Raw genomic sequence first — 26,941 nt, forward strand, 5'->3', positions numbered from 1 at the left:
ACGTTTCTTCACGCGTTTTATTTGACGCTCGTCATGAAAATAATGGCGCTGATTCACATGGCGCTGGCAGCCACCGCCGCACAGTGCGGCCATCCGTCATGCAAAACCGGGGAGATTTTGCGATGACGGGCACGTTGCCGTGCCGTTCTGCCAAGTGCGGTCGCGTGAAGGTGTGACGATTTCCGGAAGTTGATGTCGAGGCCTTGGGTTCCGTCACGGGACAGGGCGGGGCGACGTCGTCTTCAAAAAAACCTGCCTGCAGTGCCATCCGGTCTTTTCATGGAGATTTACCGATGAACCGCATTTACCGTCTGGTTTTCAATCGCGCCCTCGGGGTAATGCAGGTTGCTTCGGAGGTCGCCCAGAATCCCGGTGGAAGTGCGGTGACGCCGGCGCGGGCAGCGCGGCCGAGATCGCATCAGCTGGCGCTGGCACTGGCCGCCACGCTGGCCAGCGGTCCGGCCTTCGCGGCGTGCACGACGGCAGGAACGATCATCACCTGCGCGACCGGATCCAACACCAACACCTTCTCCAGCGCTGTGAACGGGGTGACGTTGAACATCCAGTCCGGCGCGGTGCTGAGCGTGCCGCCGATCGTCGGCGGCAATACGGTCACGCTCACCGGCAACGGCATAAGCGTGGACAATCAGGGGACGATTGATCCGACCATCAACGGCGGATTGAGTCTTGCCGCCTCCGGCATGGTCCTGGGCAACAACACGGCCGGCGGCAACACCATCAACGTCAACAACCGGACCGGCGGCACGATCAAGGGCCTGGTCAACATCGGCTCGATCCTGGGCTTTGGCGGACAGGCGCTGGTGCTGCAGAACGCTGCGGGCGGGACCAGCAACATCACCAACGCCGGCAGCGTGGACATGTCGATCCTCGGCGCCGGTCTGCTGACCACGGCCGACGCGGCGTCGATCGTCAGTTATGGGGGCGCGCAGACCAACCTGACCAACACCGGCAGCATGACCGGTCGCATCGGATTCCAGGGATCGGCATCGGCCACCAACGGCAACACCTTCATCAACGCAGGCGCCGTCAATGGCAGCGTGCACCTGGGCAACTCGACCGCCGGCAACACCTTCACTGCGGTGTCCGGTTCCAGTGTCAACACGGCCGGCATCGGCGTGGCCGGGCAGATCGCCGGGCTCACGGTGAATCTGGCCGCGGCCGGCATCGTCGATGGCGGTTCGACCTCCAACAACAGCCTGGTGCTGCAGAACCAAGCCGCCGGCCCCGGGTCCGGCACCGGCGGCGCGGTGACCTCGGTCGGCTGGAACCAGTACATCAACTTCCAGCGGCTCACCGTCAACAGCGGTACCTGGAACCTGCAGGGCGCCTGGGCTGGCACCGGGTCCACGACGATCAATGACGGGCTGGTCAATTTCAACAATGCCGCGTCCTTCGGCACAGGGACGCTCACCGCCAACGGCGGTGCCATCGCCTCCTCCAGCGCCGGTCTGAACCTGAGCAACCCCTTCAGCCTGGGCGGAAACCTCTCGTTGGCAGGGACCAATGCCTTCGGTCTGGGCGGCGTGCTTTCAGGCACCGGCAGGCTTACCGTCAACAACACCGGCATCGTCACCCTCGGCGGAGCGAACCTGTTCTCCGGCGGGGTCAACCTCAATGCAGGCGGCCTGCTGCTGGGCAATGCCGGCGCGCTCGGCAGCGGCAACCTGACCGTCGGTGGTACGGCGTCGCTGGATACCACCGCCGCCTTCAGCCTGGGCAACAACTTCATCGTCAATGCCGGTGGCACGCTCAATCTGCTGGGCAACAACGGACTGGCGCTGAACGGCTCGATCTCCGGCGCCGGCAATCTGATCAAGGGCGGGCCGGGCACGTTGACCCTGAACGGTGCCAATTCGCTCACTGGCGCGTTCTCCATCACCGGCGGCGCGCTGGCACTGGGCGCGGGCGGCAGCCTGTCGCCGACTGGCGCGGTTTCGCTGGCTGCGGGCACCAACCTTGATCTGTCGGCGGCCGCCAACCAGACCATCGGCTCGCTGGCCGGTTCCGGTTCGCTCAACCTGGGAGCGCGCAACCTCACGCTGGGTGGCCTGAACACCGCTACCACGTTCTCCGGTGTCATCAGCGGTGCCGGTGGCGCCCTCACCAAGGTCGGTACCGGCATCCAGACCCTGTCCGGTGCCAATACCTTCAGTGGCGGTGTTGCGCTCAATGGCGGCGGCCTGCTGCTGGGCAATGCCGCGGCGCTGGGCAGCGGCACGCTCAGTGTCGGTGGCAACGTGTCGCTCGATGGCGCCAGCGGAGCGCTCGCGCTGACCAACGCGGTCAATCTGGGCGCGGGCAGCATCCTCACCCTGTCCGGCAACCAGGCGCTGACCTTCAACGGCGTGATTGGCGGTACCGGCAACCTGGTCAAGAGTGGCCCGGCCACGTTGACCCTCAACAACGCCAATACGTTTGCTGGAGGACTTTCGCTCACTGCCGGTGGCGTGGTGCTGGGCAATGCCGGTGCGCTGGGCACCGGTGCGCTGAATGTCGGTGGTGCGGCATCGCTGGATACCAGCACGGCGCTGAGTGTGGGCAATGCGATCAACCTGGGTGTCGGCGGTGCGCTCAACGTGCAGGGCAGCAATGCGCTGACGCTGGCGGGCGCCATCGGCGGCAACGGCAGCCTGGTCAAGAACGGCGCTGCGACGCTCACGCTGGGTGGGGCCAACGCGTTCACCGGAGGGCTGGCGATCAACGCAGGCAAGGTCGCACTGGCCAGTGGTGGCAGCCTCGCCGCCACCGGTGCAGTGAATCTGGTCAATGCAGGCACCGAGCTGGACATCTCGCTCGGCGGCAACCAGACCATCGGTGCGCTGTCTGGCGTGGCCGGCAGCAGCGTGACGCTGGGCGGCAGCACGCTGGCCTTCGGCAGCGCAACCAACCAGACCTTCGGCGGTGTGATCGGCGGTACCGGTGGCCTGATCAAGCAGGGCACCGGCGTGCAGACGCTGACCGGCGTCAACACCTTCAGCGGGGGAGTGAACCTGGCCGCTGGCGGCCTGCTGCTGGGCAACAACAGTGCGCTCGGAAGCGGTGGCCTGACGGTCAGCGGCAACGGCTCGCTGGACGGCAGCACAGCGCTGAATCTCGGCAATGCCATCGCTCTGAGCGGCGCACTGACCTTGCCGGGCAGCCAGAATCTCACTCTCGGCGGCAACATCACCGGCACTGGCAGCCTGACCAAGAATGGCGCCTCGCTGCTGACCCTGAACGGCAGCAACGGCTTCGGCGGTGGCCTGAATCTGAATGCCGGCGGCCTGCTGCTGGGCAACAGCGGTGCACTCGGCGCCGGCACATTGAACGTCGGCGGCAACGCCTCGCTTGATGGCAGCGCCGCCCTGGACCTGACCAACGCGGTGGCACTGGCAGGCGGTGCGCTGCTGACGCTGCCGGGCTCGCAGGCGATCACACTCGGCGGGGTGGTTTCCGGCGGCGGTGGACTGGTCAAGAATGGCGCCGCCACGTTGACCCTCAACGGCGCCAACACCTTTGGCGGCGGGGTCGCGCTCAACGGCGGCGGGTTGCTGCTGGGCAATGCCGGTGCGCTGGGCAGCGGGGCGCTCAACGTCGGCGCCAGCTCGACCCTCGACAGTTCGGTGGCGTTGAACCTGGGCAACGCGGTCAACCTGGGCGCCGGTGCGGAGCTGAGCCTGACCAGCAACCAGAATATTGCGCTGGGTGGCGTGGTCTCGGGGGCCGGCGGTCTGGTCAAGAGCGGCACCGGGATACTGTCGTTGAACAACAGCAATGGCTTCAGCGGTGGCGTCGCGTTGAATGCCGGCGGACTGTCGGTCGGCGCCAACGGTGCGCTGGGCACCGGCGCGTTGAACGTCGGTGGCAACGTGTCACTGGATGCCGGGGCCGCGGCCGTGCTCGGCAACGCAGTGATCCTCGGCGCGGGCAACACGCTGACCCTGCCGGGCAGCAACGCGCTGACGCTGACCGGCGCGGTGAGCGGTGGTGGCGGTCTGCTGAAGAATGGTGCGGCAACGCTGACCCTGTCCGGTGCCAACACGTTCCTCGGCGGCACCACGGTCACTGCCGGGACGCTGGCACTCGGTGCCGGCGGCAGCCTGGCGGCGACCGGCGCGGTCGATCTCGCCGGCGCCGGTGCCACGCTGGACATCTCCGCGGCGGGGGCCAACCAGAGCATCGGGGCGTTGAACGGCGTTGCCGACAGCCGCGTGGCGCTCGGCGCGCAGTCGCTCACCTTCGGTGGCGCGGCCAACGGCAGCTTCGCCGGCGTGATCGATGGCAGCGGTGGCCTGATCAAGACCGGCGCCGGCATCCAGACGTTGTCCGGGGCCAATACCTTCGGCGGTGGTCTCGCACTCAACGGGGGCGGCCTGCTGCTGGGCAACGCCGGTGCGCTGGGCACGGGGGCGCTCGCTGTCGGCGGCAACGTCAGCCTGGACAGCACGGTGGCACTGAACCTGGCCAACGCGGTGAACTTCGGTGCCGGTACCGAGCTGACCCTCGGCGGCAGCCAGGATGTGACGCTGGGCGGCGTGGTGTCCGGCGCCGGCGCGCTGGTCAAGAACGGTACCGGCCTGCTGGCCCTCAACAACACCAACACCTTTGGCGGCGGCCTGACGCTCAACGGGGGCAACCTGCTGGTCGGCGCGAACGGTGCACTGGGCACCGGCACACTTGCGGTGACCACCAGCGCATCGCTGGATGCCGGCGCTGCAGTCACCGTAGGCAATGCGATCAGCCTCGGCGCGGGCGTGGCGCTGACCGTTCCGGGCAGCAACGCACTCACGCTGTCGGGTGGGGTGAGCGGCACTGGCAGCCTGATCAAGAATGGTGCCTCGACACTGACGTTGTCCGGTGCCAATACCTATGGCGGCGGTACCACCATCAACGCCGGCACGCTGGCGCTCGGCCTGGGTGGCAGCCTCGCGGCGGCGGGTGATGTCACGCTGGGCACCGCCGGTGCCGGGTTCGACATTTCCGGGAGTGGTGGCAACCAGATCATCGGCGCGTTGAACGGCGTCGCCGGCACCAGCATCGCGCTGGGCGGCAACTCCTTGACCTTCGGCAGCGCAGATAATGCCGCCTTCGACGGCGTGATCGGCGGTGGCGGCGGTCTGGTCAAGGTCGGTGCGGGGGTGCAGACACTGTCCGGTGCCAATACCTTCGGTGGCGGTGTGGTGCTCAATGCCGGTGGCCTGCTGCTGGGCAATGACGCGGCGCTGGGCAGCGGTGCGCTGACCGTGGGCGGCGCGGCGACGCTGGATACCACCGGGCTGGCGACATTGACCAATGCCGTCGTGCTCAATGCCGGCCTGACCGTGCTGGGCACCCAGGCACTGACGCTCAATGGTGCGATCTCCGGAGTCGGCAGCCTGACCAAGCAGGGCAGTGCAACGCTGACGCTGAACGGCAACAACACCTACACCGGCGGCACCAACATCAACGCCGGCACGCTGGCGCTGGGGGCCAACGCCAGCCTGTCCGCGAGCGGCGTGGTCAACCTGGCCAGCGGCGCCACCCTGGATCTGTCGGCCGGCAACGGCACGCAGACGCTGGGCACGCTGACCGGCGGCGGCACGGTCAACCTGGGCAGCAACGGAATCCAGGTCGGCGGCGCGTCCAATGGCGTCTTCAGCGGTTCCATCGCCGGGACCGGCAGCCTGACCAAGGTCGGCGCCGGCATCGAAACGCTCACCGGCGCCAACACCTACAGCGGCGGCACCTTCATCACTGCCGGCACGCTGGCGATCGGCGCCGGCGGCAGCCTGGCACCGAACGGCGCGGTGAGCCTGACCGCGCCAGGTACCGGCTTCGACATCTCGGCCGCCGGCACCGACCAGACGATCGGCTCACTGTCCGGGGTGGCCGGCTCCGCGGTCAGCCTGGGCGCACAGTCGTTGATACTCGGCGGTGTCGGCAACAGCGTTTTCGACGGCGCGATTTCCGGTACGGGCGGGCTGGTCAAGAATGGCGTCGGCAGCCTGACCCTGGGCGGTGCCAATCTGTTCAGCGGCGGCGTTGCGCTCAATGGTGGCGAACTGGTGGTCGGCAACAACGCCGCGCTCGGCAGCGGCGCACTGAATGTCGGCAGCAACGCCACGCTGGATGCATCGACTGCGGTCACCCTGGCCAACAACATCGGGTTGGCCGCGGGCGCCAACCTGACCCTGCTCGGTGGCAACGCGCTGACCCTGGGTGGCACCCTTTCCGGGGGCGGCGGACTGGTCAAGGACGGTGCAGCCAGCGTGACCCTGACCGGTGCCAATACCTATGTCGGCGGCACCACCATCAACAACGGCACGCTCGCGATCGGCGCGGGCGGCAGCCTGGCGGCGAGCGGTGCGGTGAACCTGGCCGGTGCCGGTACGCTGGACATCTCCGGCGGTGGCAACCAGAGCATCGGTTCACTGGCCGGCGTGGCTGGCAGCAACGTGGCGCTCGGCGGCAATTCGCTGACCCTGGGGGGCACCGCCGACAGTACCTACAGCGGCGTGATCAACGGCAGTGGCGGACTGATCAAGAACGGCGCCGGCGTGCAGACGCTGACCGGTGCCAACGCCTTCAGTGGCGGCGTGACCCTCAACGCCGGCGGCCTGGTGGTGGGCAACAACACCGCGCTCGGTTCCGGCACGGTGACCGTGGGCGGCAATGCCACGCTCGACTCCAACAGCGCGATCACGCTGGGCAACAACTTCACGCTCAATGCCGGCATGACCGTGCTGGGCAGCAACGATCTCACCCTCAACGGCGACCTCAGCGGCACCGGTTCACTCACCAAGGAAGGGCTGGCCACGCTGACCCTCAACGGCAACAACAGCTACACCGGCGGCACCTTCATCAATGCCGGCACGCTGGCCCTGGGCGCCGGCGCCAGCCTGAGCGCCGCAGGCATCGTCAACCTTGCAACCGGAGCCACCTTCGATCTGTCGGCGGGCAGCGGCACGCAGCAGTTCGGCACCCTGATCGGCAACGGCACGGTGAACCTGGGCGGCAATACCCTGACCATCGGCGGTCCCAGCGACGGCACCTTCAGCGGTTCGGTCGCCGGCACCGGTGGGCTGATCAAGGAAGGCACCGGCACCCAGACCCTGACCGGGGCCAACACCTTCACCGGCGGCACGCTCATCAATGCCGGCACGTTGGCGATCGGTGCCGGCGGCAGCCTCTCATCGATCGGGGCGGTGACACTGGCCAATGCCGGTACTGCGTTCGACATTTCCGCAGGCGGTGCGCAGACCATTGGGTCGCTGGCCGGTGTGGCGGGCAGTACGGTGGAACTGGGGAGCAGCACGCTGACCATCAACGGTGTGGGCAATGCGTCTTTTGCTGGCGAGATCACCGGCACCGGCGGACTGGTGAAAAATGGCGCGGGCGTGCAGACCCTGATGGGTGCCAATTCCATGAGTGGCGGCGTGGTGCTCAACGCCGGTGGCCTGACCCTGGGCAACGACGCGGCACTGGGCAGCGGCCTGCTGACCGTGGGCGGTGATGCAACGCTGGATGGCACCACCGCATTGACCGTGGCCAACGATGTGCAGCTGGCCAGCGGCACGCTGACCCTGGCAGGCAGCAACGCGCTGACCCTCGATGGCGCGATCGGTGGCGCCGGTGGCCTGCTGAAGAACGGCAGCGCTACCGTCACCCTGGGGGGCGCCAGCAGCTACAGCGGCACCACCACCATCAACAGCGGCACGTTGGCGGTAGGTGCAGGCGGCAGCCTGTCCGCTGCCAGCACCGTGAACCTGGCTGGCCCCGGTACGCTGGACATCAGTGCCGGTGGCAACCAGAGCATCGGTGGCCTGGCCGGGGTCACCGGCTCCAGCGTGGTGCTGGGCGGCGCCACCCTGACCACCGGCGGCAACAATGGCAGCACCGTCTTCGCGGGCGTGCTGAGTGGCACCGGCGGCCTGGTGCAGAGCGGCACCGGCACGCTGGTCCTGAGCGGTGACAATGTCTATACCGGCGGCACCATCATCAACGGTGGCAGCACGCTGCAGATCGGCAGCGGCGGCAGCACCGGCTCGGTGCTGGGCGACATCACCAACAACGGCAGCCTGGTCTACAACCTCGGCACCACGGCAACCGTGGGCGGGGTGGTCAGCGGCAGCGGTGGCCTGACCCAGGCCGGCAGCGGCACGCTGGTGCTGACCGGCGACAACACCTACACCGGTGGCACCACCATCAATGCCGGCGGCACGCTGCAGATCGGCAACGGCGGTGCGACCGGCGCGATCGTGGGCGACATCAGCAACAACGGCGCGCTGGTATCGAACGTCGCCGGCAACACCACACTGGGGGGCACCATCAGCGGCAGCGGTGGCCTGACCCAGGCCGGCAGCGGCACGCTGACCCTGACCGGCAACAACACCTATACCGGCGGCACCACCATCAACGCCGGTGGCACGCTGCAGGTCGGCAATGGCGGGGCGACCGGTGCGATCACCGGCAACGTCGCCAACAACGGCAGCCTGGTCTTCGACGTGGCGGGCAACACCAGCGTCGGTGGCGCGATCAGTGGCAGCGGTGGCCTGACCCAGGCGGGCAGCGGTGTGCTGACCCTGGTCGGCAACAACAGCTACACCGGCGGCACCACCATCAACAGCGGTGGCACGCTGCAGGTGGGCAACGGCGGGGCGACCGGTGCGATCACCGGTGACATCACCAACAATGGTGCGTTGATTTCCAACGTGGCCGGCGACACCGCGCTGGGCGGCACCATCAGCGGCAGTGGCGGGCTGACCCAGGCCGGTAGCGGTACGCTGCTGCTGACCGGCACCAACACCTACACCGGCGGCACCACCATCAATGCCGGTGGCACGCTGCAGCTGGGCAATGGCGGCGCGACCGGTTCGATCGTCGGTGACATCACCAACAACGGTTCGCTGGTGTCCAACGTGGCCGGCAACACGACGCTGGGCGGCACCATCAGCGGCAGCGGCGGCCTGACCCAGGCTGGCAGCGGCACACTGACCGTGACCGGCAACAACACCTACACCGGCCCGACCACCATCAACACCGGCGGTACCCTGCAGGTCGGCAATGGCGGCGCGACCGGTGCGATCGGCGGCAGCGTGACCAACAACGGCAGCCTGGTGTTCAACGTGGGCGGCAACACCACCGTCGGCGGCGGCATCAGTGGCAGCGGCGGCCTGACCCAGGCCGGCAGCGGCACGCTGGTCCTGGCTGGCAACAACACCTACACCGGCGGTACCACCATCAACACCGGCGGCACGCTGCAGGTCGGCAACGGCGGTGCGAGCGGATCGATCGCCGGCAACGTCAGCAACAACGGCAGCCTGGTGTTCAACGTGGGCGGCAACACCACGGTCGGTGGCACCATCAGCGGCAGCGGTGGCCTGATCCAGGCCGGTACCGGCACCGTCACGCTCACCGGCAACAACACCTATACCGGTGGCACCACCATCAACGCGGGTGGCACCGTGCAGGTCGGCAACGGCGGCGCCAGCGGCGCGATCACCGGCAACATCACCAACAATGGTGGCCTGGTCATCAACACCGGCGGTACCACCACGCTGGGCGGCAGCATCAGTGGCGGCGGCAACATCGTGCAGGCCGGCCCGGGCGGGCTGAACCTGGGCGGCAACAGTGGGGGCTTCAACGGCACCGGCCAGGTCACCGGCGGTGGCCTGAATGTCACCGGCACCATCGGCGGGCAGTGGACCATCGGCAGCGGTACCACGCTGTCCGGCACCGGCACCATCGGTGGTACCGGCGGTGGTGTCACCGTCTCCACCGGCGGCGTGCTGTCGCCGGGCGCGGGTGCGGGCAACGGGGGCAGTGCCGGCAACGGTACCGGCACGATCAACGTGGGTGGCAACCTGACGCTGTCGCCGGGCAGCACGCTGGGCATCGATCTGGGCGCCGTTGGCAGCGACACGGTGCAGGTGGGCGGCAGTGCCAGCGTGGGCGGCAGCAACGTGGTGGTGAACACCATCTCGCCCAGTACCAGCTACCAGCAGGGCCAGCAGTACACCATCGTCAACGCCGGCGGTGGCGTGAGCGGCCAGTTCGGCTCGGCCACCTCGCCGTCGGCGTTCCTCACCATCACGCCGGTCTACAGCGCCAACACGGCCAACCTGCAGATCGACGTTGCACAGACCGCAGCGTTCGTGACCGCTGCCGATACCCGCAACCAGTTCAACACGGCTGCCGCACTGGACAGCCTGCCGCAGACCGGTGCGGCGCTGGGCCTGTACAACACGTTGCTGATGTACGACGCCGGTACCGCGCGCAGCGCCTTCGATCAGCTGTCCGGCGAAGTCCATGCAGCCGGTCGCGCGGTGCTGCTGTACGACAACTACCTGGAAGAGGGCATCCGTCAGCGCCTGGGCAGCGAGCTGCCGACGGTGCGCGGCGAGCGCGCGTCGGCGTGGCTGGCCGGCAGTGGCAAGGTCTTCACCCAGGACGGCGATGGCAACGGCGATGAGATCCGTGCCAATCGCAATGCGCTCATGGCCGGTGTCGACTGGCAGCTCGGCGAACACGGGGTGCTGGGTGCGGCCGCCGGCAACGAGCGGCTGGACACGCGGCTGTACGAGCGAAGCTCGCGCGCCCGGCTGCGTGGCAACACCTTCGGTCTGTATGCGCAGGGGCAGTGGAACAATGGCTTCGCGGTCGGCGGCAGCGTATCGCGTGGTGACTACCGCACGCGTACCACGCGTGAGGTGCCGCTGCTGGGCCAGACCCTGTACAGCCGCCAGGATTCGGACGTGACCATCGCCCAGGTGGAGGGTAGCTGGACCTGGACCCACGGCGGGACCCAGCTGCAGCCGTACGTGCAGTTCACCAAGCACTGGGTCGACAGCGACCGTGCAGTGGAGCAGGGCGGGAGTGCTGCGCTGGTGCTGGAGGGCGGCAAGGACACGCTCAATGTCAGCACCGTGGGCGTGCGCGGGCGCTGGGATGTCGGCAGCGGTGAACGCTACCCGGCGCAGCTGACGGTCGGGCTCGGCTGGCAGCACGCTTCGGGTGATACCGATGTGGCCAGTCGCCAGAGCTTCGCGGTGGGAGGGGCGGCCTTCGATGTGTACAGCGCGGTGATGGCGCGCAATGCGCTGGTCAGCCAGCTGGGGGTGGCGGTGGGACTGGGGCGCAACAGCCAGCTCTCGTTGTTCGTCCAGGGCCAGCATGGCGACGGCCGTCGTGATGTCGGCGGGCAGTTGAACCTGCGCGTGGGTTTCTGAGGGGAGCGGACCAGCGGTGGATCCAGGTGGTACGTGGGTGACAGCGGGGCGGGAGGAGTGCAGCTCCCGCCCCCTGTGCACAGCGTCGATACCGGCGCTGACGTGCTGAAGGGGCTGGCCGCAGTTGGGCTATGCTTGCAGCGAGCGGGATCGACCGGGCGACAGGAACGCGCCGGCCCTGCTTGTCGTCCCGTCTGCAATGGAGCTGCCCCGCAATGCCAGAACCTTCCCTTTCCCGGACCGACCGGATCATGCGCGGCCTGGCGTTCGGCGCCATGGGTCTGTTGATGCTGGTCGTCGTCGGCGTTGAAGTGAACCATCGCCTGGCGTTCGTGCGGGACGCGCAGATCGCCGATGGCCACGTCGAGCGCCTGAACGCGGGCGGGTCGCATCCGCAGGTGGCCTTCACCACGGCGGCCGGCGAACGGGTCTCCTATCCGCAGGGGGGCATGATCTTCGGCTACGAGCCGGGCCAGGCCGTGCGCGTGTTGTATCGGCCCGAGCGCCCGTCCCTGGAGCCGGCACTCGACAGCTTCGGCGCACTGTGGGGGATGACCCTGATGGTGGCGCTGATCGGGCTGACGTTCGTGGGTATTGCCCTGCGCGCAGTGTTCGGACGGAAGTGAGCGTTGAAGGGGTCGACGGCCAAATGAAGAAGCCGCCCAGTGGGCGGCTTTTTCATTTGTCTGGCGGAGAGAGGGGCGCATCCCTGCACCCGATCCCGGTGCGCGCTGCACCCCGGGACCCGCCTGCGGCGGTCTGTCCGTGCATGTCGCGCATCTGGAGGAACAGGCCCCTCTGTTGAGGGGCTGCCCTGACAGGGGCGGGGAGAGGCCGGCAAAGGGAGGGGCCCAAAGGTTGCGCAGCAACGTTTGGGGCGAAGCGCGCGTCGCGCACTTCGCGTCCCGCGCCAGATAACTGAAAAAGGCCGCCCCTGAGGGCAGCCTTTTTCAGTTATCTGGCGGAGAGAGGGGGATTCGAACCCCCGAAGCGCGGTTTAGACGCTTACACACTTTCCAGGCGTGCTCCTTCAACCACTCGGACACCTCTCCGGATCCCTGCCATCGGCAAACGCCTCAGCAGGGGCGCAGATTCTAGCGGGCGCCGCGGCCGGACACAAGCACCGGTTTGCAGGGGGAGGGGGCTGGACAGGCATGGCACAATGGAACATCCGATGGAAGACGGTGGCCTGATGTCCTATCTCGTCCTTGCCCGCAAGTGGCGTCCCAAGCGTTTTGCCGAGCTGGTAGGCCAGGAACACGTGGTCCGTGCGCTCAGCAATGCGCTGGACAGCGGCCGGGTCCACCATGCGTTCCTGTTCACCGGCACCCGCGGCGTGGGCAAGACCACCATCGCGCGCATCTTCGCCAAGTCGCTGAACTGCGAGCAGGGCACCAGCGCCGACCCGTGCGGGCAGTGCGCGGCCTGCCTGGACATCGACGCCGGCCGCTACATCGACCTGCTGGAAATCGATGCCGCGTCCAACACCGGCGTGGACGACGTGCGCGAGGTGATCGAGAACGCGCAGTACATGCCCTCGCGTGGCAAGTACAAGGTGTACCTGATCGACGAAGTGCACATGCTGTCCAAGGCGGCGTTCAATGCGCTGCTGAAGACGCTGGAAGAACCGCCGGAGCATGTGAAGTTCCTGCTGGCCACCACCGACCCGCAGAAGCTGCCGGTCACCGTGCTCAGCCGCTGCCTGCAGTTCAACCTCAAGCGCCTGGACGAGGACCAGATCCAGGGGCAGATGACCCGCATCCTCACCGCCGAGGACATCGAGTCCGATCCGACCGCCATCGTGCAGCTGGCCAAGGCGGCCGATGGCAGCCTGCGTGACGGGCTGTCGCTGCTCGACCAGGCCATCGCCTATGCGGGCGGGGCGCTGCGCGACGAAGTAGTGCGCACGATGCTGGGCACGGTTGATCGCACCCAGGTTGCCGCCATGCTGAACGCGCTGGCCGAAGGCGATGGCCCGCGCCTGCTGCAGGTGGTCGCCGCGCTGGCCGAGTTCTCGCCGGACTGGAGTGGCGTGCTCGAAGCGCTGGCCGAAGGCCTGCACCGCATCCAGGTGCAGCAGCTGGTGCCGGGCGCCGCTGCCGCTGCCGAAGGCCTGGACGCCCGCGCGTTCGCCGAGCGCCTGCGCCCGGAAGTGGTGCAGCTCTGGTACCAGATGGCCCTGAATGGCCGCCGCGACCTGCCGCTGGCGCCCAGCCCGCGCGCGGGTTTTGAAATGGCCGTGTTGCGCATGCTGGCGTTCCGTCCGGCTGCCGCGGTGCCGTCGGTGCCGCGCAGCCCTGACGCCAGCGGCAGCAGCGCGCCGAGCGGTGGGGCCCCGACCGGCAACGCTGGCGCGGGCAGTCACGCAGGGGCCGCGCCGGCCGCCGCCGCACCGGCACCCGCCGCAGCGATGCCGGCCGCGGTGGCCGCGCAGACGCCGCCGCCGGTGCCGCAGCGCGAACCCGAACCGGAGCCGGAACCGGCCCGCGAACCCGATCCCGTACCGGAACCCGAGCCGGTTCCGGTGGAGGAGCCGGTATCGCCGCCGCCGCTCAAGGCGCAGCCGACGACCGGGGCCGCCCCGGCATCCACCGACGCCGACGACCTGCCGCCCTGGGCGACTGCCGAGGCTGACGCCCGCGACGAGGCCCTGGTGGCCGAGCACGCGACGCCGGAGGCGGCCATGGTCGCGCCCTGGCAGGAACCGCCGACGCCCGCACCGCCGCCGCAGGAGGCCGCAGTGGCCACGCCCGCGCAGGCGTTCCGTACCGAGGGCATCGCGATCACGCCGCCGGCGGCGTCGAAGGACGCCGCTGTGGTGGGCGCTGTCAGTGAGCTGGCCTGTGCCGAGGATTGGCTCGATCTGGTTGCCAACAGTGGCCTGAGCGGGCCGTCGCGGCAGCTGGCCGCCAACGCGGCCTTCATCAGCTGCGAGCACGGGGTCTTGAAACTGGGCCTTTCGCCCGGATTTGAGTATCTGCGTTCCGAACGCGCGCTGGCCGCCCTGGGCGGGATGCTGGACAAGGCCCTGCAGCAGGCGCCGAGGATCGTGGTCGAGACCGTGGAAACCGCCCAGGTCCCGGCCGAGACCCTGCACCAGCGGGCCGATCGCCAGCGTGGCGAGCGGCAGCAGGCCGCCGAGGCCACATTCATGGACGATCCGGAAGTCCAGCTGCTGATCCAGCAGCACGGCGCCCGGGTTGTTTCCGATTCCATCCGTTCTTTTGACGAGTAAGACGACATGCGCGGCAACATCGCCCAACTGATGCAGCAGGCCCAGAAGATGCAGGAAAACCTGCAGAAGGCCCAGGAAGAAATCGCCAAGATCGAAGTGACCGGCAGTGCAGGTGGCGGCATGGTCAGCGTGACCCTGACCGGCGCCAAGGAATGCCGCAAGGTGCGCATCGACCCGTCGCTGACCAGCGATCCGGAAATGCTGGAAGACCTGATCGCGGCAGCCTTCAACGATGCGTCCAACAAGATCGACGCCGAATCCAAGTCGAAGATGGGTTCGGCCACCGCCGGCATGCAGCTGCCGCCGGGCATGAAGCTGCCGTTCTGATCACCGGCGTGGCGGCGGTCATGGCCGCTGCCACGCAGTCGCCGGCGTCGAGCCCGCTCGACCCCTCCAGGCACCCGTCGAGCCCGCTCGACGCTACCGAAGCACGCCGCCGTGTCCGCACCCCTGCTTGAACAACTGATCGATGCGCTGCGGGTGCTGCCGGGCGTGGGCCAGAAAACGGCGCAACGCATGGCCTACCACCTGCTCGAGCGCGAACGCGAAGGCGGCCAGCGCCTGGCGGAGACGCTGGCGCAGGCCATCGAACGCATCGGGCACTGCACGCAGTGCCGCGATTTCAGCGAAAGCGAACGGTGCCCGACCTGCGCCAATGGCAGCCGCGAGCGCAGCCAGCTGTGCGTGGTTGAATCGCCGGCGGACCGCCTGGCGATCGAGAATGCCACCGGCTTCCGTGGCGTGTACTTCGTGCTGCAGGGGCGGCTGTCACCGCTCGATGGCATCGGCCCCCGCGAACTGGGCCTGGAACAGCTGGAACAGCGCCTGGCCGAGGGCGAAGTACAGGAGCTGATCATCGCCACCAGCGCTACCGTGGAAGGCGAGGCAACCGCGCACTATCTCGCACAGCTGGCCCGTGCCCGCCAGGTGCAGCCGAGCCGGCTGGCGCAGGGCCTGCCGTTGGGAGGCGAGCTGGAGTACGTCGATCGCGGCACGTTGTCGCACGCGTTCGGTACGCGCAGCGCATTCCGCGATTGAGGCGGCCGCCGGCATGGCCCGGCGCGACCGGCCTACAATGGGGGTGATATCTCCCGCCGAGGCCGACCATGAGCAACGAAACGCTTTTCAGCAAGATCATCCGTCGCGAGATTCCGGCCACCATCGTCTACGAGGACGATGAGGTGCTGGCCTTCAAGGACATCGCACCGCAGGCGCCGGTGCACGTGCTGTTCATTCCGAAGAACGAGATCATCCCGACCCTGGACGACCTGCAGCCGTCGCAGGCGCACCTGATCGGCAAGCTGGCCCTGGCCGCAGCCGAGTACGCGCGCCGCGAAGGCTTCGCGCAGGACGGCTACCGGATCGTCATGAACTGCCGCGAGAATGCCGGGCAGACCGTGTTCCACATCCACCTGCATCTGCTGGCCGGCGCACCGCTGGGCCATTTCGGTACGCCCGGCCATTGACCCGGCGCGCTGCGCACGACGCGGATCGGAAACGCCGTCATCAAAAAAGGCCGCCCCAAGGGCGGCCTTCTGCGTTACGCGAACCGGGCGCGGATCACCACCAGCCCCAGCCGCGGTAGCCGCCCCAGTACGGGCCGTACGGACCCGGGCCCCACGGGCCATAGGGGTAGGGCACCACATCGACCTGGCGCTGTTCCGGCCACAGGTAGATCACGTCGGCGGCCAGCTTCGGCAGGCGGTAGTCGTAGTCGCCGATGCGGGTATTGGCGTAGCCATCGATCTTGCCGATGAAGGTCACGTCGCGACCGGCTTCGAACACGGCCGGATCGTAGAAGCCGGAGCGGCAGGCGATGAAGCGGCCGTCGCTGGCGTCGGACGAGGTGGTGTTCGGTCGGCCGCTGCCGTTGAGCGGGCGCGAGATCATCTGGAAGCAGGTTTCACCCTGTCCCGGCTTGGTCTCGATGATGCGGCCGCCCCATCGGACCGGCGTGCCGACCTGCTGGGTGGCGACCGAGTCGCGCGGGGAAACCAGGCTGAACTGTCCCTGCAGCGGCTTGGGGGCCGTGGCGCAGGCCGACAGGGCCAGCGTGGCCACGGCGGTGAGGAAGAACTTGGTGTTCATGGGGAGGCTCCGGAAGTCGGGCGATGCCTGCGCAGGTCCCGCAATAATGGGGCGAGCTCGGTACAAGTGCCAGCGTAGCGCGCGTCAGCGAAACGCTGGCTGAGTGCGATCAGGGCCGGGTCGGCACGCTGGGAGTGCACCCGTCGTGCCCAGGCCAGCGCCGGTTCGTGGGGCTCGCGGCCCAGCCCCAGCCGCGCATAGCGACGGCCCAGCTGGTGCCAGGCGCGCAGCAGCGGGTCGCGTTCGCGTTCGCCGCGGGCCAGCAGCCAGGCCATCCAGGCCAGGGCCAGCAACGCAGCCGTCACGAAGCCGGCCAGCAGCTGTCCCGGACCCAGCTCGTCCAGCCCGAACGGCTGCAGCAACCGCTGCTGGCGGCGCGCATCGAAGGACAGCACCAGCTCGTTCCAGCCGCGGCGCATCCAGTCGCCGACCTGGCCCAGATCCTGCCAGCGCTGCTGCAGCCCGATGTCGGCGGACGCCTGCAGGCGGTCGTCGAGGGTGTCCAGGATCCGTTCCGGCGCCACCGCTGCGGTGGGGTCGATGCGCACCCAGCCGCGCTGTGGCAGCCACACCTCGGCCCAGGCATGAGCGTCCATGCGGCGCAGCACCCAGTAGTCGCCGATCCGGTTGCGGGTGCCACCGGCGAAGCCGGTCACCACCCGGGCGGGAATGCCGGCATTGCGCATCAGCACCACGAAGGCCGAGCTGAAATGCTGGCAGTAGCCGGCCTTGTAATCGAACAGGAACGCGTCGACCGGATCGCGGCCCGCAGCCGGCGTGTCCAGCGTGTAGGAGAAGTCGGCGGCAATCCAGGCCAGTGCGCGGCGCACCACGGCGGCATCATCGCCTGCCGCCTCCTGCTGCCATTGCCGGGCCAGTGAGGCCGTGCGCGGATTGAAGCCGTCCGGAAGCCGCAGCGCGGCGCGGCGCTGGTAGGGCGACAGCGTGGCGTCGAAACGGGCGGGCGGCGCCGAATGCAGCCGCCAGCGGCTCAGCGCCGACAGCGGGCGCTCGCTGCTCAGGCTCAGCGTTGCATCCAGCCGGCTACCCGCGGGCGCGGCCGTTGGCAGGTCCAGCGCCACCAGCTGGCGACGATCGGTGGGCTCGTAGTCGATCTGGTAGTCCCAGCCCTGCGCCCCATGCTCCACCACCGCCGCAGGCAGTCCTTCGGTGTAGCGGTCGCGTGACCAGACATGGCCGTCGAAGTCGGTCAGCACCGGTCCGCGCCAGTAACGCTGCGCCGGCTCGGGGGTACTGCCGAAGAACTGCACGCGCATCGCCGGGGTGTCATCGGCCATCAGATCCAGCCACGCGTCCGGCTCCATGGTGTCCGACAGTCCCGGTGTGCCGACCGCGCGATCGGGAATGCCCCACAGCGGTGTGGCCAGGCGTGGGAACAGCCAGAAACAGGTCAGTGCCAGCGGCAGCCCGATCAGCAGCAGACGGCCGACACCGCGCAGCTGCCCGGGCAACGGTTGCGCTGCACTGCGGCCTTCCCTCTGCGCCAGGCGTTGCAGTGCGATCAGTGCACTGATGCCGGCCAGCGCCGCCAGCACGGTGGTGCGTGGCCCCTGGTCGAGCAGGAACGCGGCAAACGGGGAGAACAAGGCAAAGCCCAGCAGGCTGCGTGCGTCGCGCAGGCTGCGCAGCTCGCTGGACTTGATCGCCAGCATCGCCGCCAGCAAGGCGCAGCCGGTATCCCGGCCGGGGCGCACCGCGCCCATCTGCCAGACGATGGCCGCAAGCATGCCCAGCACCAGCAGCACGCGCACCGGCATCGGCAGCACCCGCCGCTGCGAGAGTGCCGCCGTCAGTATCGCCGCAGTGGCGATCAGCACGGCCAGCAGCGGCGGCAGCTGCAGCAGCAGGGGCAGCAGCGCCAGTGCCGCGCTGGCCAGTGTCCAGCCGCGCGCGGTGCGGTCCAGCAGCAGGGAGGGCTCAGTCATGGGGCAGCAGCGCCAGCGCGCGCAGGCACAGGTGGTGGTGGCTGTCGCCCTGGCCGGGACCGATCGGCGGGTGCAGCGGCAGCAGCAGGGTGTAGCGCCGGCCCTCGCGTTCGGCGCGGTCGACCCAGCGTGCCAGCCGCGCGATGCGGGCCTCCGCGCCCAGTGGCGCCAGCGTGCGCCAGTCCAGCACCACCTCGATGCCGACCGGCTTTTCATATTCGCGGACCAGCAGCGCATCGCGGCGCGCCGAGTGCTTCCAGGCGATGCTGCGCGGCGGGTCGCCGGCACGGTAGGGGCGCAGCTGGTGCAGCTCCTCGCCGTTGGCATGGACGCGGGTGTGCAGGGGGTCGCTGCCCTGTTCCGGCAGCGGCGGTGCGCTGGCTTCGGCCAGCGGATAGACCAGCAACGGCTGCTCGGGCCACACCCACGACCAGGCCCGCACCAGGCCCAGCGGCTGCGTGGTGGACAGGCGGATGCGCGGCAGTTCCAGCCAGCCGCGTCGTTCGCTGGGCACCTCCAGCGCGGCTTCGCCGCGGCCGTGTGCGGGCAGGTCGATCCAGGCGTTGCTGTCGCCCAGTTGCAGGTGCAGGCCGTGGCGCGCGCGTGGATCGCGCAGCGACAGGTCCACGCGCAGGCGCAATGGTTGCCCGGCAGGCACCGGTTCGGCGGAGATCGCATCGATCTGCACGCCGGACAGCTGCAGGTGCGCGGCGATGGCGCTGGCGATCGCTGCCGACGCCAGCAGCAGGGCCAGCAGCAGCGCCGGGTTGTTGTTGTAGTTCAACGCGCCGAGCAGCATCGCCACCAGCACCACGCTGACGAACAGGCCGAAGCGGGTCGGCAGCACGTAGATGCGGCGGCGGTCCAGCCGTTGTGGCAACGCCTCCGGCGCGCGCGGGCGCGCCAGCTGCAGCCATCGCCAGGCGCGCGGGGCCATCGTCAATCGACCGCGACGGTCTGCAGGATCGCGCGCGCCAGCGCCGGTCCCGAACTGGATTCGGCCTCGCCGACCAGCCGATGGCCGGCCACGGCCACGAACAGGGTCTGCACGTCCTCCGGAACCACGTGGCCACGGCCGAGCAGCAGGGCGTGGGCCTTGGCCGCACGCAGCAGTGCCAGGCCGGCGCGCGGTGAAAGACCCACGCGCACCCCTGCGTGCTGGCGGCTGCGGGTCAGCAGCGCCTGCACGTAGTCGACCAGCGCGTCGCTCACATGCACCTGGCCGACCGCCTCGCGCAGCTGCCGCACCTGGGTGTCATCCAGCTGTGGCAGCGCGCGTGCGATCAGGTCGCGGCGATCACTGCCACGCAGCAGTTCGCGCTCGGCCTGCGCACTCGGGTAACCCATCGCCAGCCGCAGCAGGAAGCGGTCCAGCTGAGAATCCGGCAGCGGGAACGTACCCGACAGGTCCACCGGGTTCTGCGTGGCGATCACGAAGAACGGATCGGGCAGGGCATGGGTCTGCCCGTCCAGGGTGACCTGCTGTTCGGCCATCGCTTCCAGCAGCGCGCTCTGCGTACGCGGTGGCGCCCGGTTGATCTCGTCGGCCAGCAGCACATGGGTGAACACCGGGCCGGGATGGAACTGGAACTGGCGGCTGCCGGCGTCGTACACCGACACGCCCAGCACATCGGCCGGCAACAGGTCGGAGGTGAACTGCACGCGGTGGAAACTCAGGCCGAGACTGCTGGCCAGCGCATGGGCCAGGGTGGTCTTGCCGAGCCCGGGCAGGTCTTCGATCAGCAGGTGACCGCCGGACAGCAGCGCCACGAAGGCCAGGCGGACTTCCTGCACCTTGCCCAGCACCAGTGCGTTGACCTGGTCCTGGGCCTGGCGCAGGGACTGACGCAGTTGATCGGTTAGCATGCTGGGCATGGGGGACGAAGCTGTCATGATCGTCTCAATGTCGGGAACCGGTCGATTCTATCCATAGAGCAATGCAGGGCGAACAACGCGCACGAACGATATTTCTCTGGTTATGGACGCTCGTCACAGCGGCCAAGCTGGTCGTGGCCGCTCGCCTGCCGTTGTTCGTCGATGAGGCGTTCTACTGGCAGGAAGGCCAGCATCTGGCGGCGGCCTATTCCGATCTTCCCGGCCTGACCGCCTGGCTGGCGCGGCTGGGCGTGGAGATCGGTGGCCAGCACGTGCTGGCCCTGCGCCTTCCGTTCCTGGCCATCGGTGCGCTGCTGCCGCTGCTGGTATCGCGCGTGGCCACGCGCTGGTTCGGCAACGTGGCCGGCTGGCAGGCGGGCAGCCTGACGTTGTTGATGCCGCTGTCGGCCACGCTGGGCCTGCTGGCGGTGCCCGATGTGCCGATGGCACTGGCGGCAGTGCTGTGCCTGGATGCAGGTGCGCGCCTGCTGCGCGGTGTGGATGCCTCTTCGGCGGTGAAGCTGGCGCTGGGCCTGTTGATCGGCGCGCTCAGCCACTATCGCTTCATCGGCGTGATCGGCGTGGGCTTCATCGCCCTGCTGGCGTTGCCGCAGGGGCGGCGCATGCTGGCCGATCCACGGGTGTGGGTGGCGCTGGCGGTGGGTGTGCTGGCGTGGCTGCCGCTGCTGGCCTGGAATGCCGACAACCATGACGCCGGCCTGAAGTTCCAGGTGGTTGAACGTCACCCGTGGGCGTTTGAATGGCGAGGGCTGTGGTTCCTGGTGATCCAGCCGATGCTGGTCACGCCGATCCTGTGCATCGCGATGTGGAAGGTGGCATTGGCAGGTACCCGCAACGGCGGCGGCGCGCGCGTGCAGTGGCGCTACTTCGGCCTGGTCGGCGGGGTATCGACGCTGGGCATCTTCGTGCTGGGCTTCTTCACCGACGTCGAGCGCATCAGTTTCCATTGGCCGTTGCCGGGTTACCTGGCCTTGCTGGTGGCGGTGCCGGTGGTGCTCAACGGGTGGCCGCGCTGGCTGCGGCGTACCGGTTGGTGGCTGGCCGGGCTGGGCATGGCGCTGGCATTTTCCTACTACCTGGTCGCATCGACCCCTTCGCTGCGCGCGCAGCTGGCCGGCGACAAGTACTACCCGCGCAACTTTGCCGGCTGGCAGCCGTTGGCGGCCGCGGTGCGCGAGGAGCTGCAGCAGATGCCCGAGGGCAGCCGCGTGCTGGCCGGCAATTTCAAGGTCGGCGCGGAGCTGGGCTTCCAGCTGGATAACGGCGACATCCCGGTGCTGCCGCATCCGCTCAACGACAAGCACGGCCGCACCGCGCAGCTGGCCCAGTGGGGCCTGCTGCACGAGGGCGAGCGCGAGGTGCCGATGCTGCTGGTGCTGTCACCCAGCGACCAGCGTTTCCGCGATCTGCTGGCGCGCTACCACGCCATCTGCACCCAGGTCGGGCCGCTGCCGCCGCCGCGGGTGGTCAGCAACGATCATGGTTTCCAGCGCTTCCTGCTGTTCCGCCTGCCGGCGCAGCGCGCGCCGGGTCCCTGCGTGACGCCCGCGATGGCCTGGCTGGACGCCCCGTCCAACGGCCAGGTGGTGGAGGGGACGCTGGCGATCAAGGGCTGGGCATTCAAGGATGGCGTCGGACTGTCGCGCATCGAGGTGCAGGTCGACGGCCGCCCCTTGGGCGATGCGACCTACGGCCGGTCGTTCGATGTGCGGCCCGCGTGGCCGGACAGTACCGATCCACAGCATCCAGCGGTGGGGTTCGACGCGACGCTCGATACCCGCACGCTGGCGCCGGGGAAACACTGGCTGGGCCTGCGCCTGCACGGTCATGACGGCAGTGTCGAGCAATGGCAGGAACAGCCGTTCGTGGTGGAACGCCGCTGATGCGCGCTGCCTGACGCGCGCAGGCAGGCGCGACGGCCTCAGGGCACGGCGAACCCTGCATTGCGCAGCAGCGCGCACAACGCGATCAGGGGCAGCCCGACCAGGGCGGTCGGGTCACGGTTGTCGATCGCCTCGAACAGGCTGATGCCCAGCCCCTCGCACTTGAAGCTGCCGGCGCAGTCCAGCGGCTGCTCGGCGGCGACATAGCGGGCGATCTCCGGCGCCTGCAGCGCGCGGAAGCGCACTTCGGTCAGGTCCATCGCCGTGAACATCGTGCCGTCGCGGGCGAGGCACAGGGCGGTATGGAAGCGCACCGTCTGCCCGGCCATGGCGGCCAGCTGGGCGCAGGCGGCCGCGACCGTACCGGGTTTGCCCAGTGGCCGGCCGTTCAGGTCCGCGACCTGGTCCGAGCCGATCACCCAGGCCCCCGGATGGCGGGCGGCCACCTCGGTGGCCTTGGCTGCCGCCAGGCGCGCCGCCAGCGCAGGCGGCGCCTCGCCGGCCCGCGGGGTCTCGTCCACGTCCGGAGCAGCGCAGTCGAAGGGCAGGCCCAGCCGTTCCAGCAACGTGCGGCGGTAGCGGGAGGTGGAGGCCAGGACCAGGGCAGGCATGCGACAATTCCGGGGCAGGGCGCGGCAGTCTGGCCCGTGCCTGCCCGCAGCAGCAAGCCCTGTGTGGCAGCCATTTGACACGGGCCCTGCCGATCCTTAGTATTCAGCGGCTTATGTCCGCGAACGTGCCCGAAACGCTGGATGCCTGGCGGATGGTCGTAGCGCGAAGGCGCTTCGACGGTCAGGTCTCCCTGGCTGAATTGACTCGCCTGCAGGGGCTGGTCGCCGATACCGACGGTGAGTGCAATTACTCGCTCGAATTCGGTCGCGACGAGATCTTGCGGGTATCCTATGTGGAACTGACCATCGATACCGCGTTGCCGCTGACCTGTCAGCGCAGCCTGCAGCGTTTCCTGTTGCCGGTGAAGATGACGCAGAGGCTTGGCCTGATCCGCGACGAGGACGAGGAATCGTCCTTGCCGGAAGACTACGAGGCGTTGCTGGTGCCGGAAGATGGCCAGCTGCGCCCGTTGGACCTGGTCGAGGACGAACTGGTGCTGGCGGTGCCGGTGGTACCGCTGTCGCCGGACGGTGAGGCAGTCGACAAGGACTGGGCGCCGACCGAAGAAGAAACAGAAAAGGCCAACCCGTTCGCGGCGTTGGCGGCATTGAAGAAACAATAGCAGCCGGTTGTCGTCGGCGGCTGCGGCGAAAGCGAAAAGTGTGCTGGGCGCTGGCGTCCTGTGCGACGAAACGACGAAGCAAAACGAACCGAGTTTGGAGCAATCCCATGGCTGTCCAGAAATCCCGTGTTACCCCGTCCCGTCGCGGCCAGCGCCGTTCGCATGACGCCCTGAGCGCCAAGCAGCTGTCGACCGACCCGACCACCGGTGAAGTGCATCTGCGTCACCACATCACTGCTGACGGTTTCTACCGCGGCAAGAAGGTCATCCAGACCAAGTCTTCGGCCGTCCAGGAAGACTGATGTGCCGGAAGGCCGCTGCCCGCCGGGCAGCGGCCTTCGCCTTCTTTCCCGGGCACGCCGGTGAACGGCGGCTCGTGCAACAGGAAACATGATGAGCAAGCGGATCTACTCGAGGATCGCGGGCACCGGCAGCTATTTGCCGGAAAAAGTCCTGACCAATGCCGACCTGGAAAAAATGGTCGAGACCTCGGACGAGTGGATCCAGACGCGCACCGGCATTCGTGAACGGCACATCGCTGCCGAGGGCGAAACCACCAGCGATCTCGGCTACCAGGCTGCGCTGCGTGCGCTTGAAGCGGCCGGTATCGACGCGTCGCAGCTCGACATGATCGTGGTCGGCACGACCACGCCCGACCTGATCTTCCCCTCCACCGCGTGCCTGATCCAGGCCAAGCTCGGTGCGAGCGGATGCCCCGCCTTCGACGTCAACGCGGCCTGTTCGGGCTTCGTGTTCGCGCTGAGCGTGGCTGACAAATTCATCCGTTCCGGTGATGCCCGCCACGTGCTGGTGATCGGTGCGGAAACCCTGACCCGTATCGTCGACTGGAATGACCGCACCACCTGCGTGCTGTTCGGCGATGGCGCGGGCGCCGTCGTGCTCAAGGCCGACGAAGAAACCGGCATCCTCAGCACCCACCTGCATTCGGATGGCAGCAAGAAGGAGCTGCTGTGGAATCCGGTCGGTGTCTCGGTCGGGTTCGGCGAAGGCAACAATGGTGGCGGCACCATCAACATGAAGGGCAACGACGTGTTCAAGTATGCCGTCAAGGCGCTGGACTCGGTCGTGGATGAAACCCTGGATGCCAATGGGCTGACCAAGACCGACCTGGATTGGCTGATCCCGCACCAGGCCAACCTGCGCATCATCGAAGCCACCGCCAAGCGCCTGGAGATGTCGATGGACCAGGTCGTGGTGACCGTCGACAAGCACGGCAATACCTCGTCCGGCTCGGTGCCGCTGGCGCTGGATGCTGCGGTCCGGTCCGGCAGGGTGGAGCGCGGCCAGCTGTTGCTGCTGGAAGCCTTCGGTGGCGGCTTCACGTGGGGTTCGGCCCTGCTGCGCTATTGATAGTGCAAGTTACGACAAAGTGAAACCGTCGTTACGGCCCCTCTGGGGCCGTAATGCGTTCAAGGAGACCGTCCATGGTAGAGCCCATCGTCATTGAAGGGCAGCGCGCCTGGCTGAAGCAGTACGGCCAGGGCAGCCGGGCCGTGGCCCTGGGCCTGCTCGGTTTTGTGGCCCGCCGCTTCCATCTCGATGCACTGCGCCCGCCGCCGCACCGGGGCGGCGATGCCGCGCGCGAGACCGAGGCGCGCCGCCTGGGTGAGCTGCAGGCGCAGGGGGTGAATGTGCCGGTGGTGATCGGCAGTGGCCATGCGGCGCTGGTGATCGGTGACAACGGCAGTTCGTTCAATACCTGCCTGCGCCAGGCCGATGAGGCCGGCCGTGACCGCCTGGTCGCCGCAGCGATGCACGCCATTGCCCAGGCGCACGGCCGTGGTGCCTATTTCGGCCAGCCGCTGCCGCGCAACCTCACCTGGGATGGCGAGAACGTGGGATTCATCGACTTCGAGGAAGATCCGCTGGAAGTGATGGATCTGGCCGAGGCGCAGGCGCGTGACTGGCTGATGTTCGGCTACGGCGTGGCCAAGTATTACGCTGACCGCCCGCAGCACCTGCAGGCGATGATGGCCCAGGCCATGCGTGAGGTGCAGGCGCCGGTGCGTGCGCATGTGCACGCGGTCAGTGGCCGCCTGCAGCGCCTGGCGCGGGTGTGCATGAAGCTGGGGCGTTCGGCGCGTGCGCTGGCGCATTCGATCTTCATTACCCATGGCGCCACCACGCTGGGCCTGATCATGGTGGTCGGCCTGTGCATGGACTGGTTCGCCGACGGCGAGCTGGACATCCTGCAGCTGCTCTGCTGAGTGCCGCCGCCGGGCATGGCCCGGCGCTACCGGATTGATTCGCCGGGCATGGCCCGGCGCTACCCGGTCAATTCGCCGGGCTTGGCGCGGCGCTGCCGGGGCGGTTTGCCGGGCCATCCCCGGCGGCGCCTGCCGCAGCTCTTCCATACGCCCTGCATACGCGCACGTACAGACGACACAGGGGATTCGCCCTTATCATGGGCCGCTTCGATTGCAACAAGCGGATGACCGCGTGACCGTATCCACCCTCGCTTTTGTCTTCCCCGGCCAGGGCTCGCAGTCTGTGGGCATGCTGGCCGAGCTGGCCGAGCTGCACCCGCAGGTGCGTGAGGCCTTCACCGAAGCATCCGATGGTGCCGGCGTCGACCTGTGGGCGTTGTCCCAGGGTGGCCCGGAGGAAATGCTCAACCGTACCGAGTACACCCAGCCGGCCCTGCTGGCGGCCAGCATCGGTGTCTGGCGTGCCTGGAACGCCGCGGCTGGCCCGCGTCCGTCGGTGCTGGCCGGGCACAGCCTGGGTGAATACACCGCGCTGGTCGCTGCCGGTGCGCTGAGCCTGCATGACGGTGCGCACCTGGTGCGCCTGCGCGGCCAGCTGATGCAGGACGCTGCCCCGGCCGGCGTGGGTGCCATGGCCGCCGTGCTCGGTGCCGAGGACGCGCTGGTGCTGGAGGTCTGCGCCGAAGCGGCCGGCAGCCAGGTGGTGGTGCCGGCCAACTTCAATTCGCCGGGCCAGATCGTCATCGGTGGCGACGCGGCCGCGGTCGACCGCGCGCTGGCGCTGCTGGCCGAGAAGGGCGTGCGCAAGGCAGTGAAGCTGGCCGTGAGCGTGCCCTCGCATACCCCGCTGATGCGCGAAGCCGCCAACCGTCTGGCCGAAGTGATGGCCGGCCTGTCCTGGCAGGTGCCGCAGCTGCCGGTGGTGCAGAACGTTGATGCGAAGGTGCATGACGGCATCGACGCGATCCGTATTGCGCTGGTGCAGCAGCTGTACCAGCCGGTGCAGTGGACCGGCTGCGTGCAGGCACTGGCCGCCCGCGGCGTCACCCGGATCGCCGAATGCGGCCCGGGCAAGGTGCTGACCGGCCTGGTGAAGCGTATCGACAAGGCCATCGACGGCCGTTCACTGGCCACCCCGGGCGACTTCGAAGGCGCCCGCGAGACGTGGTCCGCCTGATTGCCCCTGTTCCTGCCGACCGTACCGGTGACCGCTGCCTGCGGCAC

At 68.6% G+C, this 26,941-nt stretch carries 17 protein-coding genes and 1 tRNA gene; 12 read left to right on the plus strand and 6 right to left on the minus strand.

What is annotated here, in order from left to right:
* Nucleotides 1-293: 293 nt before the first annotated feature.
* Both Q5Z10_RS04730 and Q5Z10_RS04735 read left to right on the plus strand, forming a co-directional pair.
* Complete coding sequence (locus Q5Z10_RS04730; RefSeq protein ID WP_303638117.1) at nucleotides 294-11,207, plus strand: autotransporter-associated beta strand repeat-containing protein; 10,914 nt, start codon at nucleotides 294-296, stop codon at nucleotides 11,205-11,207.
* A gap of 215 nt (nucleotides 11,208-11,422) precedes the next feature.
* The gene (locus Q5Z10_RS04735) at nucleotides 11,423-11,833 is read left to right on the plus strand and encodes a DUF3592 domain-containing protein (protein ID WP_303638118.1); all 411 of its coding nucleotides are present in this window, start codon (nucleotides 11,423-11,425) and stop codon (nucleotides 11,831-11,833) included.
* A 333-nt stretch (nucleotides 11,834-12,166) separates the two neighbouring features.
* Here the strand turns inward: Q5Z10_RS04735 and Q5Z10_RS04740 are convergent.
* Nucleotides 12,167-12,259, minus strand: a tRNA-Ser gene (locus Q5Z10_RS04740).
* A 122-nt stretch (nucleotides 12,260-12,381) separates the two neighbouring features.
* On the opposite strand from Q5Z10_RS04740, the gene dnaX reads away from it, so the two are divergent.
* The 4 genes from dnaX to Q5Z10_RS04760 all read left to right on the plus strand — a co-directional run bounded on the left by dnaX (nucleotide 12,382) and on the right by Q5Z10_RS04760 (nucleotide 15,908).
* Entirely contained in the window at nucleotides 12,382-14,442 is a 2,061-nt protein-coding gene (gene dnaX / locus Q5Z10_RS04745; RefSeq protein ID WP_303638119.1) for a DNA polymerase III subunit gamma/tau, read from the plus strand.
* Nucleotides 14,443-14,448: 6 nt separating this feature from the next.
* On the plus strand, nucleotides 14,449-14,769 hold the full coding sequence (locus Q5Z10_RS04750; RefSeq protein ID WP_005408298.1) for a YbaB/EbfC family nucleoid-associated protein: 321 nt from the start codon (nucleotides 14,449-14,451) through the stop codon (nucleotides 14,767-14,769).
* Nucleotides 14,770-14,880: 111 nt separating this feature from the next.
* Complete coding sequence (recR, locus tag Q5Z10_RS04755) at nucleotides 14,881-15,480, plus strand: recombination mediator RecR (protein WP_303638120.1); 600 nt, start codon at nucleotides 14,881-14,883, stop codon at nucleotides 15,478-15,480.
* 68 nt (nucleotides 15,481-15,548) lie between these two features.
* Nucleotides 15,549-15,908 carry a histidine triad nucleotide-binding protein gene (locus tag Q5Z10_RS04760; protein WP_303638121.1) on the plus strand — a complete coding sequence of 120 codons (360 nt, stop codon included), beginning with the start codon at nucleotides 15,549-15,551 and terminating at the stop codon, nucleotides 15,906-15,908.
* Between the two features lie 94 nt (nucleotides 15,909-16,002).
* Here Q5Z10_RS04760 and Q5Z10_RS04765 read toward each other — a convergent pair whose 3' ends face one another.
* From Q5Z10_RS04765 to Q5Z10_RS04780, 4 genes are read right to left on the minus strand one after another with little or no spacing between them, the layout of a single operon-like run.
* Complete coding sequence (locus tag Q5Z10_RS04765; RefSeq protein ID WP_303638122.1) at nucleotides 16,003-16,530, minus strand: Slp family lipoprotein; 528 nt, start codon at nucleotides 16,528-16,530, stop codon at nucleotides 16,003-16,005.
* A complete protein-coding gene (locus Q5Z10_RS04770; protein WP_303638123.1) occupies nucleotides 16,527-18,476 on the minus strand; it encodes a transglutaminase TgpA family protein in 1,950 nt (649 codons plus the stop codon). Before Q5Z10_RS04770 ends, Q5Z10_RS04765 begins: the two co-directional genes overlap by 4 nt.
* Nucleotides 18,469-19,413, minus strand: coding sequence for a DUF58 domain-containing protein (locus tag Q5Z10_RS04775; protein ID WP_303638124.1), 945 nt, complete (start codon nucleotides 19,411-19,413; stop codon nucleotides 18,469-18,471). The genes Q5Z10_RS04770 and Q5Z10_RS04775 overlap by 8 nt, the downstream gene beginning before the upstream one ends.
* Before the next feature lie 2 nt (nucleotides 19,414-19,415).
* Nucleotides 19,416-20,369: an AAA family ATPase gene (locus Q5Z10_RS04780; RefSeq protein WP_303638125.1), complete on the minus strand. Its 954-nt coding sequence runs from the start codon at nucleotides 20,367-20,369 to the stop codon at nucleotides 19,416-19,418.
* 44 nt (nucleotides 20,370-20,413) lie between these two features.
* Here Q5Z10_RS04780 and Q5Z10_RS04785 point away from each other — a divergent pair, with 44 nt between their 5' ends.
* Nucleotides 20,414-22,255, plus strand: coding sequence for a glycosyltransferase family 39 protein (locus tag Q5Z10_RS04785; protein ID WP_303638126.1), 1,842 nt, complete (start codon nucleotides 20,414-20,416; stop codon nucleotides 22,253-22,255).
* A 38-nt stretch (nucleotides 22,256-22,293) separates the two neighbouring features.
* Here Q5Z10_RS04785 and Q5Z10_RS04790 read toward each other — a convergent pair whose 3' ends face one another.
* Nucleotides 22,294-22,866, minus strand: coding sequence for a Maf family protein (locus Q5Z10_RS04790; RefSeq protein WP_303638127.1), 573 nt, complete (start codon nucleotides 22,864-22,866; stop codon nucleotides 22,294-22,296).
* A gap of 113 nt (nucleotides 22,867-22,979) precedes the next feature.
* Here Q5Z10_RS04790 and Q5Z10_RS04795 point away from each other — a divergent pair, with 113 nt between their 5' ends.
* From Q5Z10_RS04795 to fabD, 5 genes are all read left to right on the plus strand, one after another.
* Nucleotides 22,980-23,489: a YceD family protein gene (locus Q5Z10_RS04795; RefSeq protein ID WP_303638128.1), complete on the plus strand. Its 510-nt coding sequence runs from the start codon at nucleotides 22,980-22,982 to the stop codon at nucleotides 23,487-23,489.
* A 107-nt stretch (nucleotides 23,490-23,596) separates the two neighbouring features.
* Nucleotides 23,597-23,791, plus strand: a complete 195-nt coding sequence (gene rpmF, locus Q5Z10_RS04800; RefSeq protein WP_025879386.1) for a 50S ribosomal protein L32 — start codon at nucleotides 23,597-23,599, stop codon at nucleotides 23,789-23,791.
* A gap of 91 nt (nucleotides 23,792-23,882) precedes the next feature.
* Nucleotides 23,883-24,860: a beta-ketoacyl-ACP synthase III gene (locus Q5Z10_RS04805; RefSeq protein WP_303638129.1), complete on the plus strand. Its 978-nt coding sequence runs from the start codon at nucleotides 23,883-23,885 to the stop codon at nucleotides 24,858-24,860.
* Between the two features lie 74 nt (nucleotides 24,861-24,934).
* Nucleotides 24,935-25,717, plus strand: a complete 783-nt coding sequence (locus Q5Z10_RS04810; protein ID WP_303638130.1) for a BUD32 family EKC/KEOPS complex subunit — start codon at nucleotides 24,935-24,937, stop codon at nucleotides 25,715-25,717.
* Between the two features lie 232 nt (nucleotides 25,718-25,949).
* Nucleotides 25,950-26,894, plus strand: coding sequence for an ACP S-malonyltransferase (fabD, locus tag Q5Z10_RS04815; protein ID WP_303638131.1), 945 nt, complete (start codon nucleotides 25,950-25,952; stop codon nucleotides 26,892-26,894).
* Nucleotides 26,895-26,941 lie beyond the last annotated feature (47 nt).

The sequence above is a fragment of the Stenotrophomonas sp. 704A1 genome, from assembly GCF_030549525.1.
Taxonomy (GTDB): Bacteria; Pseudomonadota; Gammaproteobacteria; order Xanthomonadales; family Xanthomonadaceae; genus Stenotrophomonas; species Stenotrophomonas tuberculopleuritidis.